Below are 14669 nucleotides of genomic sequence, written 5' to 3' on the forward strand. Positions count from 1 at the left end.
TGCTGAATTGTGATTGTAAAATAGTTATTGTTCAGGAATATTTTCAGTTTCATTAGGCATTTGAACTTTTTTTGCAGTTTTTACTTTCTTTCTTTCATTTGTGAATTTGATAAAATCAGGAGCAAAATCAGAATCAGGTATATCGTCACTCGAACTTTTAACTTCCGTTAGTTTGGCGTTCTTAAAAATCTTTGTAATTAATTCATTAAATGTATCAAAGTCAACTTGATAAGAAATACCAATTCCTTGTGTGTAGCCAATTCCTTCTCCCACATAATTTATATCACTTTCTCGATTAAAAACACGCATATTAAGCGTGCCGTCATCATTTACTCGGTATAAAATTTCAACATCGCCCACTACTGCGGCATCATTAATTCCGCCCACCGGGACGCCTAAATTTCCGTTAACAGAAATACGCTCATTTAAATTAAAAGACGTTGTAACCCCCACGTTTCCGTCTGTTTCACGACCCGGAGTGTTATCAGGAGCTACATAATTTACATTCATAGAAATTTTACTATCTTCATCGTTAAAAATGTTATCAAAAACACCACTGAACGTTTCAAATAAATTATTATACAATGCATTTTGCCCCAATGCTCCGTCGGGACTTAAGAAACTGCCTGAAGCCAAAAGATAAAGGGCTTGTGTTTGTCTAGTATCTTTATCATCCAACTTTGTTTGAATTTCAGACTTTAAAACAGAACTGATGGTTGGAAAATTAATATTAAAATCAGGTTCCGGATTACTGATTGTTCCGGTAATTGCGATCCCAACTTCAACAGGTACTTTTTGGTTAACAGTTGTATTATTTAACAACATTCCGGGATTAGCCCGAGTACTGTAAACCGCTTCAAGATTCAAGCGGGCTCTCAGCGGATCACCTTCCCAAATGATGCTGCCGTATTTTTTAACATCAAATCGTTTGCTAACTAATCCGCGGTATTTAAAGTTATATATTCCATCATACACTTGGTAATCACCAAAAATATTAAACTTTCCAAATGTATTTATTTCCATTTTTATATTGCCAACTCCTTTACCAATCATATTATGACCGGTTTCTTTATCAAGAATGACTTCAATTTCCGCCTCTGTCGTTAGCGTTAAATCAAAATCGAGTTCTAATCCATTATAATTCCTATTGAATTTTGTAAGGTTGGTATTATAATTATATTTTTCTTCGGGTGAAATAAAACGAATGTAGTTCTTCTCTCCCACAGATTGTACATTTGAAATTGGAATTTTTATCGCAGTTCCTTTTTTGGAAGTCGCATTGACAGAAATTAGCAACGCGTCTGTTGGTCCGCTAATGGTTGCATTTCCTGCTATGAAAGCTTTACCATAATAATACGCTTCGTCATCATCTTTTGTATCTAAAACCACCAAATTATTTGTGTTCACTTTTAAATCCAGTTTCCAATCAGATAAATTTGAATGCCTGATATTCCCGTCTAGTACACCTGTTGTTTTATAATTTGAATCTGTAATAGTAATATTTCTGAGTAAAAATTGTCTTTCTGTTAAATCAACAACTGCATTATTCTCTAAATTATAATCTACATTTAAATAGGGTATGGTTAAACCTGCCTCATTTAAAAAGAGTCTTCCATTAATTTCCGGATTAGAAAGTGTTCCTCTAAAATTGGCATTGCCGGTCACTAAACCCCGAATATTTGAAATTACTTCGCCTCCCATAGTACTAAAGGCTCCAATATTAAATTTGTTTAATCTTAAATCCATATTCATGTATGGTTTTTCCTCTTCAAAAGAAATAGTACCTTCTGTTAAAAAGCTTTCTATTTTGTCATTTTTAATAATTCCATCAACTGCAAACGTTTTAAAATCATCAGTACCTTTTACATCTAAATTTAAGACTCCAAAATTAATATTGTTAACTTTTAAATCCATAATTTCAATCGAAGCATACGGTTGATATAATTGACCGTTTTGTTTAAAATCAATTTCACCGTTCATATTACCCTCCAAGACAAAGTTCTCGATTTCTGGAATAATTTTGCCAACATTTACTTGATTGAAATTTAATTTTAAATCCTTAAACTCTTTTCCTTTAATTTTGCCTAAAAAGTTGATTTTTTGTTCCTCATGGGTAATAGCAAAATTTTCAAAAACAAAACTGGATAACTTTTTATCAAAAACCACTCTGTTTTCATTGTTGCTTTGTTCGTTGATATACCATAGGTAGTCTTTAAATTTCAATTCAGACTTAAAAATGCCAACCACGCTGTTTTTTTCTTCGTCAATGGTGTGATAGGCATCAATATTGTAATAATCTTCGGCTTTGTTTCCTCCTTTAAACTCTGTTCTAAAAAATAATGTGTCTCTTTTAGTAACATTAATTAAATTGAAATCTGAGATTTTATAATACTTTGTTTTTACACTATCAATACTAACGTAGGTATTGAATAAGGGGTTTTTATTATCCAGTTGGATATCAACTTTTTCAAATGTATTGTCAAAAGCAATAATTTCCGGCGAATCAAAATCGAGTTTGAAATCGTTGGCGTCAGAATTTATACTTCCTTTTATAAACGTATTGGTACTTACTGTTATTTCAGGATAAAATATTTCAATAATTTTATTAAAAATTGAAAAATTAAATCGAAGGTATTGACCTTTATTGATTTTATTGGGATTATAATTGGCGTAAATACTTCCCAATGAATTTTCTAACATAAGTGGCAATTGATTAAAATCAAATTTACCTACTAGTTTTCCTTCAATTATATCGGGTGAATTAATAGAAATGGTGCGTTCTCGGCTTTCATCGAAAGAAGAAATAATACTAAAGGAATCAAAAATATAAATATCACGCTTATTTTGATACGAAGCTTGTTCAACTAATACATTACCCTGCAAATTATTTAAACTATTGCCGGAAAGATCACTATAAATTTTTCCTTTAAAAATGGATATACTATCGTTCTTAACAAAATTGAGCTTGCTCAAATCAGCATAATCTATTAAAGCATCAAATTTATAAATGTTTTCGCGTTTTGAAACATCAACAATTCCGTTAAAATCCATGAACAAATTTGGGTCATTGATGTTTACTTTTCCTTTAAAAATTGGTTTTTTAAAACTTCCATCAACAATAATTCGCTGATAATTATATTGATTATACTGAAATCGGCTTACATTTCCCTTGATTTTTGTATCGATTAGATTTTCTGTAAAACCTTTTCCTTTTACTACAACATTCATCGAAACAAAACCAATATCGTTTTCGCTTATTAATGCCCCTAAATTAAAATTATCCAACACAAGAACACCTTCATAGGAAGCATTATCAATATTTTGTAGGTTATTCATCACCATATTAGTTTGAAGATTGCCTAACACAGAATTCATTATCAAATCTGTTTTAATCGTTTGTGTTGTAAATTCTATATTACCTTCAATAGTAAATTGGCCTAGTTTTTTTAACGAAGTTGGTAACGATTTGCCTAATATATTTGGTAAAATTGATGCTAAATCGTCATAATTTGACGTTAATTTTTCAAAATCTCCTTTCAGATAAAACGAACTGTTTTCTTTAGAAAAAATATTTTTAAAATTAATAGTACCAATGATTTGAGTTCCGTTTATATCTTTTAAAACAAGATCATGTGTTGTGAAATCATTTAATGTGCCTAGTAAATTCGTTTTAAACAAAAAATTATTATTTTTCCCTAATTCATTATAAAAATACCTGATATCGTTAGAAGCTACTGAGGCAGAATCAATCCTTGCGTCAAAAACAACTTTGTTGTTAAAATCGGAGAAGTCTTCTCGTTTATAACGCAAAGCAACACTACCATTTATAATTGATTTTTTTGTTTTGGCTTCTAACTTCTCTAACAAAATATTTTCCTTGGTGTAGGTAAATTGCGTTTTTACATTTTGCACCTGCAAACCACGAAAATCTCTAAAATTCATTTTGTAGATTGTGGTATTTACATCTGATCCTTTAATTTTAAAATCATTCAACGTAGCATTTATGTCTAAAAAATCTACCACTTTTTCATTTTGCTGATTCTGATCTTCCATCAAAAACCGACTATCTTTAAGTTGCATCGATTCGGCGGTCATTAAAAATTTACCCGATGAAGGCGATCCATCGTCAAATGCTTCAATAAATTTGTCGAGATTGGTATATTTTTCTCCTTTGTATTGTTTCAAATTAAAAAACAAGGATGAAACATTGACATCGCCAAAAAGCAAATCGCCATCAAGTAAACGATTAAAATCTAAAATATTGGTTTTGATTCGATTAGCAAAAATAAGCGTGTCTTTATGATGATCGCGAATTAAAACTTCTTTGAGTTTTACGCCACCAAATAGGTTGAATGTAACTTGTTCAACATTGATATCTGTACCAAAATCCTCATTAATTGAGTTGGTTAAATACTGCCCTATTTTTGTTTGAACTGCGGGTAGAGAAAGTAGTATGCCGAGAAAAAGCAATAATAGTAGAAATACCACTATGGAACGCAATACTATTTTTTTAAATTTTTTGATACCCTTAAATGTTATAAATTTGCGGTGTTTTGGTGAAAAATCATACTTTTACACGAAACAAAAATAATTATTTTAATGTTGTGAAATACTATTCTATAACGCTAAAATAATGGTAACAAATATATTCAAAATTCGTGCCTTTTATGTCAAATGATTCCGTTTATATTTTAGCGATTGAAAGTTCGTGCGACGACACGGCTGCTGCTGTGCTAAAAAATGATAAAGTACTTTCTAATTTAGTTGCCAGACAAAGCATTCATGAGGAATTTGGTGGTGTTGTTCCGGAGTTAGCGTCACGTGCACATCAACAAAATATTGTGCCGGTGGTAGACATGGCTCTTAAAAAAGCCGGAATTAATAAAAACCAATTGAATGGAATTGCTTTCACGCAAGGTCCTGGTTTAATGGGTTCATTGCTTGTAGGAAGCTCTTTTGCCAAATCGTTATCCATGGCATTGGGAATTCCTCTGATGGCCGTGAACCACATGCAAGCACACATTATGGCTCATTTTATTGATGAAGAAGGATTTGACAAACCAACTTTTCCTTTTTTGGCTCTTACCATTTCCGGTGGACACACACAAATTGTGAAAGTTTCCGGTTTCTTTGACTTAGAAATAATTGGCGAAACCACCGATGATGCTGTGGGCGAAGCATTTGATAAAACAGCTAAAATTCTTGGTCTTCCCTATCCCGGCGGTCCGTTAATTGACCAATTTGCGAAAGAAGGAAATCCGAAAGCTTTTCCATTTACGAAGCCAAAAGTGGACGGTTTGAATTTCAGCTTTTCGGGTTTAAAAACTCAGATTTTATATTTTGTGCAAAAAAATGTTGCCGCTAATCCCAATTTTATTGAAGAAAACAAAGCTGATATTTGTGCTTCTGTTCAAAATATTATCATTAAAATTTTAATGGATAAATTGAAATTAGCTGTTGAAGAAACCGGAATCAATCAAATTGCAATTGGAGGTGGTGTTTCTGCCAATTCCGGTATACGCAAAACTCTAAAAGAAGCCGAAGCAAAATTTGGCTGGAAAACATACATTCCAAAATTTGAATACACCACCGATAATGCCGCTATGATTGGCATTGTGGGCTATCAAAAATATTTACACAACCAATTTGAAAATGCTTCCGTCGTTTCAAAAGCTCGAATTGAATTATAATGCAATTATTCTACTTTAAAGATATAAACGAACATTCACAATCATTTTCTTTTGATAAAGAAGAAAGCAAACATATATCTAAAGTTCTACGCAAGAAAGAGGGTGATATTTTATTTGTTACCAACGGTTTAGGATTTTTATTTAAAACCGAAGTAGCAATCGCTTCCGATTCAAAATGTACAGTAACTATTGTTTCTTTTGAAAAACAAGAGCAATCCAAATTACATTTACATTTAGCTGTTGCTCCTACCAAAATGAACGACCGTTACGAATGGTTTTTAGAAAAAGCTACCGAAATTGGTGTTCAAGAAATCACCCCTATTATCTGCGATCACTCCGAAAGAAAAGTAATCAAAACAGAACGATTCGATAAAATTTTACTGTCTGCGATGAAGCAATCCAATCAGTATTTTTTACCGATTTTGAATGAACCGATAACATTTAAAGAATTTGTAAAAAAACAATTTAACGGACAAAAATTTATTGCTCATTGCGAAGAAACCGATAAAAAAACCTTGAAATCAGTTTTAAAAACAAGTGAAGATTGCACGATTTTAATTGGTCCCGAAGGAGATTTTTCTGTTAAAGAAATTGAAATCGCTCTTGAAAAACAATTTTTTCCTATATCTTTAGGCAATACAAGATTGCGAACGGAAACGGCTGCTGTGGTGGCTTGTCATACGGTGGTTTTGATGAATGAATAACTTGAGATTATGAAAAAACTTCTTATTATATTTCTATTTGGTTTAATGGCTAACGCCCAAGAAATTGCCCTTTTGAAATACAGTGGCGGTGGCGATTGGTATGGAAATCCTACTTCGTTGCCCAATTTGATAAAGTTTTGCAATCAAAATATTAATACTAAAATCAAACAAAAACCAACAACAGTTGAACCGGGAAGTTCTGATTTATTTTCCTATCCTTTTGTGCATTTAACCGGTCATGGAAATGTGGTTTTTAATGATAATGAAGTGAAAAACCTCAGAGATTATTTGACATCCGGAGGATTTTTGCATATTGATGACAATTACGGAATGGATAAATACATCCGAAAAGAAATCAAGAAAATTTTTCCGAATAATGAGTTGGTAGAAATTCCATCCACGCACAAAATCTTTCAAGGTCCTTTTTCTTTTCCAAACGGATTGCCCAAAATTCATGAACATGAAAAACAAAAACCACAAGCGTTTGGTATATTCATCGAAGGAAGATTAGCTTTGGTTTACACTTTTGAAACCGATTTAGGCGACGGCTGGGAAGACGAAGAAGTGCACAATAACCCGAAAGAAGTGCGTGAAAAAGCGCTGAAAATGGGTGCCAATTTGGTGCATTATGTATTTGTAAATTAAATTTTCCTATTTTTATCAAAAATACAACTATGACTTCAAAAACCATTTCATCCGGAATTTTAAGAGCGATTGGAACCTTAGTCTTAATTGCGTTAGGTTGTTGGTTTTTGTATGCCATTCAGTCGATTATAATTTATTTGGTTATTGCTTTAATTTTAACCCTAATTTGTAATCCTGTTGTTGAATTTTTAAAGAAAAAATGCAAATTTAATAATACCTGGGCTGTAATAACGACGATAATTTTACTTCTGATTTTAGTAGCATTGTTCATTTTAATGTTTGTGCCGTTAATCTCCTCACAAGCACAAAGTTTATCGCTTTTAAACACAGAATCTATCCAGGAAAAAATCATGCTACTCTATTATGATTTGAATCTGTATTTAGTAGATCGTGGTATTCTTATAGAAGACATTTTTAAAGATTCTGATATTGCTTCCTACTTGAATATGAATTTTTTACCTTCTTTTTTCAACGGAGTTTTATCAACATTAAGTTCAATTGGAATTGGCGTTGCATCGGTTTTATTCATCACTTTTTTCTTTCTGAAAGATAAAGTCGTATTTTTAGTTGGTGCAAAAAAAATCATTCCTGATGATCATGAGGCCGAAACATTAAATTCGATTGCAAAAATTAATGATTTATTATCTCGCTATTTTATCGGTTTAATTTTCCAGCTTTTAATTTGCTTTATTTTATATTTTATTGTTTTATTGATTTTTGGAGTAGAAAATGCTTTTGTTATCGCTTTTATTTGTGCCATTTTAAACATCATTCCATATATCGGACCATTAATTAGTAGTATTTTAGCAGCTTCTTTAACCATGATTGGAGGAATTGGCGGTGATTTTCAAACCGAAATTTTACCAACCGCCATTTACGTTTTAATTGGTTTTTATGTAGTTCAATTAATTGATAATAACATCAGTCAACCATTAATTTTTTCAAACAGCACAAAATCGCATCCATTAGAAATTTTCTTGGTCATTTTGACAGCCGGTTTTATTTCAGGCATTATTGGAATGATTGTAGCAGTACCACTTTATACAATTATAAAAGTGATTGCTAAAGAATTTTTTCCTGAATATAAAATCGTTCAAGTACTCACCAGAAAATTATAAATCAACCTTGAAAAATTTTGATTTTTTAGGACTAAAAGAAGTGCAAGATTTTATCGAAGCCAATTTAAATGAAACTATTTCAAAATTAGCTTTACAAAAAAATCCTTTTCCCGAGTTAGATTGGAAAGAAATTCTCAATCAAATTGAAGCGAAATCAAAATCAAAAGATAAACTTCCTACTTGGTTTAATGCAGAAAATATCATTTTTCCAAGTAAAATTTCAGTAGAGCAAACGTCATCCGAAAAAACAGCTCTTTATAAATCAAAACTTATTTTCGGTGAAAAAATAATCGATTTAACCGGCGGTTTTGGTGTAGATGCCTTTTACTATTCCAAACAATTTTCAAAAGTTATTCATTGCGAACACAATTCGGAATTATCTGAAATTGTAAAACATAATTTTGATAAGTTAAAAGTACAAAACATTCAATGCATTTATGGTGAAAGCGATGAAATTTTAAAAGCTTACAATGAACAATTCGATTGGATATATATTGATCCATCGCGAAGAAATGATTCCAAAGGAAAGGTTTTTATGTTGCGTGATTGTGAACCAAATGTTCCAGATTTATTGGATTTCTATTTTAATTATTCTCCCAAAATCCTGATCAAAACTGCTCCTCTACTCGATTTGACGGCGGGATTAAAAGAATTAAAACATGTTTTTGCCATTCACATCGTAGCGTTAGAAAATGAAGTGAAAGAATTGCTGTGGGAAATTCATCAAGGTTATGAAGAGAAACCAGTCGTTAAAACGGTCAATATTTCTAAAAATAGCGAAGAAAAATTTGAATTCTATTTAGGTGCATCCTTAAGTGAAGCTAGTTATGGTGAACCGAAAAAATTTCTATACGAACCTAACGCTGCCATCATGAAATCCGGCGGTTTTGATGAAGTCGGCAATCAATTTATTTTGAAAAAAATTCATCCGCATTCACATTTATATACGTCAGATGAAAAAATTGATTTTTGTGGCAGAGTTTTTGAAATTATAGACGTAATTCCCTATCAAAAAAGCGAAATGAAATTGTATTTAGAAAACAAAAAAGCCAATATTACTGCTCGAAATTTCCCTGAAAGTGTTGACATTATTAGAAAGAAATGGAAAATAAAAGACGGTGGAAATTTATATACTTTTTTTACAACCGATATAAAAAACAACAAAATTGTGTTACTTTGCAACAAAATTAAATGACCCCATGAGATTCTTACTATTTTGCTTCTTATTTTTATATTTTATCCCTTCAATTGCCCAAAAAAAATGTGAATACGACGTTGAAGTAAACGACAGTATCGGTTCATTAAAAACCACCAAAGAATTTTTGATATACGAAAAAAAGTTTGGTAACAATGAAAGTTATGTCTTTCTTTCCCTTTCAAATGATAACGGAACTCCGGTGTTGAATTTTCAATTAGTACATAAAAATAGTGACTTTGTTAAAGCCTATTGTATTGACGCAAAAACAAAATTATACCTTCAATTAGAAAATGGAAAAATTGTTACAATGCTTCATCCTAACGTTGAAAACTGTGGTAGTTTCATGCGAAATGATGAAAGAAACGTCAGAATATTAACTGCTAATTTTTTGTTTTTAAAGAATCATTATGAAGATTTAAAAATAAGTCCAGTTGTTTCCATGCGAGTAAAATACACTACTGAAACAGTAGATTATATCATCCGAAAGGAACTGCAATCAGAATTATTGAATCAATTCAGTCGTCCGCAAAATTATTTTATAGACTATTTGCACTGTGTGGAGAATTAGTTACAATCCCATTTAAAATTGGATAGTTTATCGCTTTCATCAGTTTGAAGATTATAATGCCACCATTCCGATTGAAAAACTTTAAAGGAACAACTTTCCATAATTTCTCTTAAAATTTTTCGGTTTTGTAAAACTTCGTTTGAAAAGTCTTGATAGGTGTGTGCCGCTTCTTTTCCAAAATGATCAAAATCAGTACCCATAACTAATTCAACACCATTTTTATCAACCAGTGTTAAATCGACAGCTCCGCCTCTATTGTGGATAGAACCTTTTTTAGGATCGGCCACATAAATAGGATTTGAAACAATTGCCCACATTTTTTTTTGCACATCCAACGGTCGGTAACAATCGTATAACTTGATAGTGTAACCAAGAAGATTAAATTTTTGATTGGCTTCGATTAATTTTTTTACGGTTTTGAATCTTAAAAAACATTCGGCACAATCATAGACTTTGGCATTAAGGAAATTATTTTCGGTAGCATACCGCATATCATAAACAAAATCATTAGAATAATCTTTTAGATTAACAAAAACGGTATCATTTACTGATTGTCTCATTGGAACCTCTTTTAACTCTTGACCATAAGAAGAGGTTATAACGAATAAAAAGAGTATCAAAATTCTAGACATCACCTAATTTTTGAATAAATATACTGAAATTTATTCTAAAAACTCAGACCAATAAAGATGAATGAGTGCTTTGTGTTGTTCATAAAACAACTGAGCTTTTTCTCGGGAACGAAATGCTAAAAATTGAGGAAGGACTGCGATACCATAATAAGGTATAAATTCACCCGCTTTGATCTGCGGAAAAATGGCATAATTATCCAATTGATTACTCCAACCGCTAAAGTAGGATTTTAGTAATTGTGACAGTTGAGCTTTTGCCAATACCGATTTTGCTTGATTTTCAGTGGTAAAAACATTTTTGTTTTCTTCATTCACCGGTCGATTTTCGTAAGTTTCAATTTTCGAGAAACTATCAATATAAAAGCCATTTACCTCGTTTAAGTCCATCCAGCTCGCAATGAGTTTTGGATTTTCTTCGAGGTATTTTTTTAAAGCTCCAATTTCGTCCAGGTTTTTCTTCTGTTGAAGTTCGAGAGCATTTAAACGGTTAATTATGTTCAATTTTTCTTCTGGGGTCATCATTACAACCTTATCAAATCATAAAAATTGTATGTAGTAGTTGGGGCTACAAACAAGTACTTCGTAAAAAGTTAGGAAAGGTATGATTTTATTGGTAAAATTAATCAATCTTGCTTGTGAAAAGTAAAAAAAATCGTTTAAAAGTCAATTTTAGACACTTAATCTATTCAAATTAAAAACAAAATTAAAAGTTTATGAAATAGACTCAAAATAACATTATATTAAATGTTGTTTAATTTATCAGTAAAAAATTTTAAATAATTATTTACCAATTATACTAACAAAAACCTTCAAAACACGATGTGAAACATACTTAATATGCTGTTTTGTAATGTTTTAAAAGTTAAAAACAAGTGTTAAATGCTTCCTAAAAATAGCTGAATAAATTTTATTGTATATTGTTTATGATTAATTTTATAATGTTAAACAAAAAACAATAACTATGAAAAAAATTACTAATCTATTTTGGCTCTGCCTAATCTTCATCAGTAGCATTAGCTTTGCCCAAACAGCGAGAGTCCAAGTGATTCACAACTCGCCTGATTTAGCGGCATCTTCTGTAGATGTCTATTTAAATGATGTGCTTCTGCTAAATGACTTTCATTTCAGAACTGCAACACCTTTTATTGATGCACCTGCCGGTGTCGAATTGAGTATAGATATTGCTCCTTCATCCAGTTCGTCTTCGGCAGAAAGTATTTACAACCTCACTACAACCCTGAGTGAGTTTGAAACGTATATTATTATAGCCAATGGTATTATCTCACCAACAGGCTATTCCCCTAGTACACCTTTCGGATTACAAGTTTTGGTGGGTGGCCGAGAAGGAACAGCTGTTCCTGATACCACTGATGTAATTGTATTCCATGGCTCCACAGATGCTCCAACAGTAGATGTAGTAGAATTAGCTGTGCCTGCAGGAACCATCGTTAATGATATTTCTTATGGCAGTTTTTCTGAATATTTAGAATTACCGACAAATAACTATGTTTTGGCCGTTCGCGATGAAACAGGCACTGCAACAGTAGCTACTTACTCCGCTCCTTTAGCTGATTTATTTTTACAAACTGACGCGATTACTGTACTTGCTAGTGGATTTTTAGATCCATCTCAAAACAGTAATGGACCAGAATTTGGTTTATGGGTGGCATTGGCTAGTGGCGGAGATTTAATTCCTCTTCCATTATTCCACAATCCTACAGCTAGATTACAAGTTATTCATAATTCACCAGACCTAGCAGCCTCTGCTGTAGACGTTTATGTAAACGGTGCTTTATTATTGGATAATTTTGCTTTTAGAACTGCAACGCCTTTTATTGATGTACCGGCAGGAATTGCGTTAAGTATTGACGTAGCTCCGTCAACCAGTACTTCTTCTGCTGAGAGTTTATACAATCTAACTGCAACGTTGAATGAATTTGAAACGTATATTATTGTAGCAAATGGAATCGTTTCGCCTACAGGTTACTCCCCAAATCAACCTTTTGCTCTTGAAGTTTTGGTGGGTGGTAGAGAAGGAACTGCTGTTGAAGATACGACCGATGTTATTGTATTCCATGGCTCACCGGATGCTCCTACGGTAGATGTAGTAGAAACTTCTGTACCGGCTGGAACGTTGGTTGACAATTTAGATTATGGAAGTTTCTCAAATTATTTGGAACTTCCAACAAATAATTATACCATTGATGTTCGTGATGAAACAGGGACTGTAACTGTCGCTACGTACTCTGCTCCTTTGGCCGATTTATTTTTACAATTGGATGCAATAACAGTCGTCGCTAGTGGCTTCTTAGATCCTTCTCAAAATAGTAATGGACCAGCGTTTGGCTTATGGGTTGCAAAAGCAACCGGTGGAGCGTTAATTCCATTACCATTAGTAGAAACACCAACCGCTCGTTTACAAGCTATTCACAACTCAGCGGATTTAGCAGCAGCTTTAGTGGATGTGTATGTAAATGATGAATTATTATTAAATGACTTTGCTTTCAGAACGGCAACACCTTTTATTGATGTGCCTGCCGGAGTTGAATTAAGTATTGACGTAGCTCCATCAACCAGTACTTCTTCTGCTGAGAGTATTTATAACCTAACCGCTACTTTAGCCGAAGGTGAAACTTATATTTTAGTAGCTAACGGAATCGTGAGCCCAACAGGTTACTCGGTAGCTCCAAACTTTGCCATCAACGTATTTGCGCAAGGGCGTGAAGTGGCCGCTAATTCAGCTAACACAGATGTATTGGTAAATCATGGTTCACCGGATGCTCCAACGGTTGACGTGGTAGAAACGTCTATCCCGGCGGGAACTATCGTTGATAACATTTCATTCCCTGAGTTTCAAGGTTACTTGGATTTACCAAATCTTGATTTCACATTAGACGTTCGTGATGAAACAGGAACTGTAACTGTAGCTTCTTACCAAGCTCCACTTCAAACGTTAGGTTTAGAAGGTGCTGCCATCACTGTATTAGCAAGTGGATTCCTTGATCCTTCAGCAAACAGCAATGGTCCAGCATTTGGATTATGGGTAGCATTAGCTGAAGGTGGAGCGTTAATTCCATTACCATTAGTAGAAACACCAACCGCTCGTTTACAAGCTATTCACAACTCACCGGATTTAGCAGCAGCTTTAGTGGATGTGTATGTAAATGATGAATTATTATTAAATGACTTTGCTTTCAGAACGGCAACACCTTTTATCGATGTGCCTGCCGGAGTTGAATTAAGTATTGACGTAGCACCGTCAACCAGTACTTCTTCTGCTGAAAGTATTTATAACCTAACCGCTACTTTAGCCGAAGGTGAAACTTATATTTTAGTAGCCAACGGAATCGTGAGCCCAACAGGTTACTCGGTGGGTCCAAACTTTGCCATCAACGTATTTGCGCAAGGGCGTGAAGTGGCCGCTAATTCAGCTAACACAGATGTATTGGTAAATCATGGTTCACCGGATGCTCCAACGGTTGATGTGGTAGAAACGTCTATACCGGCGGGAACTATCGTAAATAACATTTCATTCCCTGAGTTTCAAGGTTACTTGGATTTACCAAATCTTGATTTTACGTTAGATGTTCGTGATGAAACAGGAACAGTAACCGTTGCTTCTTACCAAGCTCCACTTCAAACCTTAGGTTTAGAAGGTGCTGCCATCACTGTATTAGCAAGTGGATTCCTTGATCCTTCAGCAAACAGCAATGGCCCTGCATTTGGATTATGGGTGGCATTGGCTAGTGGTGGTGATTTAATTCCACTTCCGGAAATTCCATTAAATGTTGATAGTTTTAACCTTAATTCAATATCATTATTTCCAAATCCAGCTAAAGAAACAATCAATCTTTCTATCCCATTTGATTATGAAAACTTTAGTGCAACAATATACGATTTGAGTGGAAGACTTGTGAAAACAGTCACTACTCCAACTGATATTGATATAAGCGAATTAAATAGCGGTCTGTATATTTTAAATACAACCCTTAACGATCTTAGTTTTAATCAAAAGTTTGTTAAAAACTAAGCATTTTTCAAACCAGTAGTTATTGAAGGGTCATCAGCAATGATGGCCTTTCAGTTTTTAGATTCTAGCGTACAAATTATGACG

10 protein-coding genes are annotated in these 14669 nt (G+C 33.2%); 7 read left to right on the forward strand and 3 right to left on the reverse strand.

The window, feature by feature from the left end; translation table 11 throughout:
* Nucleotides 1-24 precede the first annotated feature (24 nt).
* Nucleotides 25-4500, reverse strand: coding sequence for a translocation/assembly module TamB domain-containing protein (locus tag B0I10_RS10130; protein WP_245942976.1), 4476 nt, complete (start codon nt 4498-4500; stop codon nt 25-27).
* A gap of 167 nt (nt 4501-4667) precedes the next feature.
* Between B0I10_RS10130 and tsaD the strand changes: the two genes are divergently transcribed.
* Genes tsaD through B0I10_RS10160 form a run of 6 tightly spaced genes read left to right on the forward strand, consistent with a single transcriptional unit; the run spans nt 4668 to nt 9923 of the window.
* On the forward strand, nt 4668-5690 hold the full coding sequence (gene tsaD, locus B0I10_RS10135) for a tRNA (adenosine(37)-N6)-threonylcarbamoyltransferase complex transferase subunit TsaD (protein ID WP_112086400.1): 1023 nt from the start codon (nt 4668-4670) through the stop codon (nt 5688-5690).
* Nucleotides 5690-6394: a 16S rRNA (uracil(1498)-N(3))-methyltransferase gene (locus tag B0I10_RS10140; protein ID WP_112086401.1), complete on the forward strand. Its 705-nt coding sequence runs from the start codon at nt 5690-5692 to the stop codon at nt 6392-6394. Before tsaD ends, B0I10_RS10140 begins: the two co-directional genes overlap by 1 nt.
* A 9-nt stretch (nt 6395-6403) precedes the next feature.
* Nucleotides 6404-7039 (forward strand): DUF4159 domain-containing protein, encoded by a 636-nt coding sequence (locus tag B0I10_RS10145; protein WP_112086402.1) that lies wholly within the window; start codon nt 6404-6406, stop codon nt 7037-7039.
* Between the two features lie 29 nt (nt 7040-7068).
* The gene (locus B0I10_RS10150; protein ID WP_112086403.1) at nt 7069-8157 is read left to right on the forward strand and encodes an AI-2E family transporter; all 1089 of its coding nucleotides are present in this window, start codon (nt 7069-7071) and stop codon (nt 8155-8157) included.
* A 7-nt stretch (nt 8158-8164) separates the two neighbouring features.
* Nucleotides 8165-9352 carry a class I SAM-dependent methyltransferase gene (locus B0I10_RS10155; RefSeq protein ID WP_112086483.1) on the forward strand — a complete coding sequence of 396 codons (1188 nt, stop codon included), beginning with the start codon at nt 8165-8167 and terminating at the stop codon, nt 9350-9352.
* Nucleotides 9353-9356: 4 nt separating this feature from the next.
* Complete coding sequence (locus B0I10_RS10160; RefSeq protein WP_112086404.1) at nt 9357-9923, forward strand: hypothetical protein; 567 nt, start codon at nt 9357-9359, stop codon at nt 9921-9923.
* On the opposite strand, the gene B0I10_RS10165 is transcribed toward B0I10_RS10160, so the two are convergent.
* Together B0I10_RS10165 and B0I10_RS10170 are read right to left on the reverse strand one after the other, a co-directional pair.
* Nucleotides 9920-10483 (reverse strand): M15 family metallopeptidase, encoded by a 564-nt coding sequence (locus B0I10_RS10165; protein ID WP_317047188.1) that lies wholly within the window; start codon nt 10481-10483, stop codon nt 9920-9922. The genes B0I10_RS10160 and B0I10_RS10165 overlap by 4 nt on opposite strands.
* 102 nt (nt 10484-10585) lie before the next feature.
* Nucleotides 10586-11056, reverse strand: a complete 471-nt coding sequence (locus B0I10_RS10170) for a hypothetical protein (protein WP_146740340.1) — start codon at nt 11054-11056, stop codon at nt 10586-10588.
* Nucleotides 11057-11516: 460 nt separating this feature from the next.
* Between B0I10_RS10170 and B0I10_RS10175 the strand changes: the two genes are divergently transcribed.
* Nucleotides 11517-14585: a DUF4397 domain-containing protein gene (locus B0I10_RS10175; RefSeq protein ID WP_112086407.1), complete on the forward strand. Its 3069-nt coding sequence runs from the start codon at nt 11517-11519 to the stop codon at nt 14583-14585.
* Nucleotides 14586-14669 lie beyond the last annotated feature (84 nt).

The sequence above is a fragment of the Flavobacterium lacus genome (assembly GCF_003268815.1).
Lineage (GTDB): Bacteria > Bacteroidota > Bacteroidia > Flavobacteriales > Flavobacteriaceae > Flavobacterium > Flavobacterium lacus.

Bases quoted from the DNA above. Each gene is read 5' to 3' on its own strand.
- tsaD (WP_112086400.1), top strand. From the start codon at position 4,668: ATGTCAAATGATTCCGTTTATATTTTAGCGATTGAAAGTTCGTGCGAC.
- B0I10_RS10140 (WP_112086401.1), top strand. From the start codon at position 5,690: ATGCAATTATTCTACTTTAAAGATATAAACGAACATTCACAATCATTT.
- B0I10_RS10145 (WP_112086402.1), top strand. From the start codon at position 6,404: ATGAAAAAACTTCTTATTATATTTCTATTTGGTTTAATGGCTAACGCC.
- B0I10_RS10150 (WP_112086403.1), top strand. From the start codon at position 7,069: ATGACTTCAAAAACCATTTCATCCGGAATTTTAAGAGCGATTGGAACC.
- B0I10_RS10160 (WP_112086404.1), top strand. From the start codon at position 9,357: ATGAGATTCTTACTATTTTGCTTCTTATTTTTATATTTTATCCCTTCA.
- B0I10_RS10165 (WP_317047188.1), bottom strand. From the start codon at position 10,483: ATGAGACAATCAGTAAATGATACCGTTTTTGTTAATCTAAAAGATTAT.
- B0I10_RS10175 (WP_112086407.1), top strand. From the start codon at position 11,517: ATGAAAAAAATTACTAATCTATTTTGGCTCTGCCTAATCTTCATCAGT.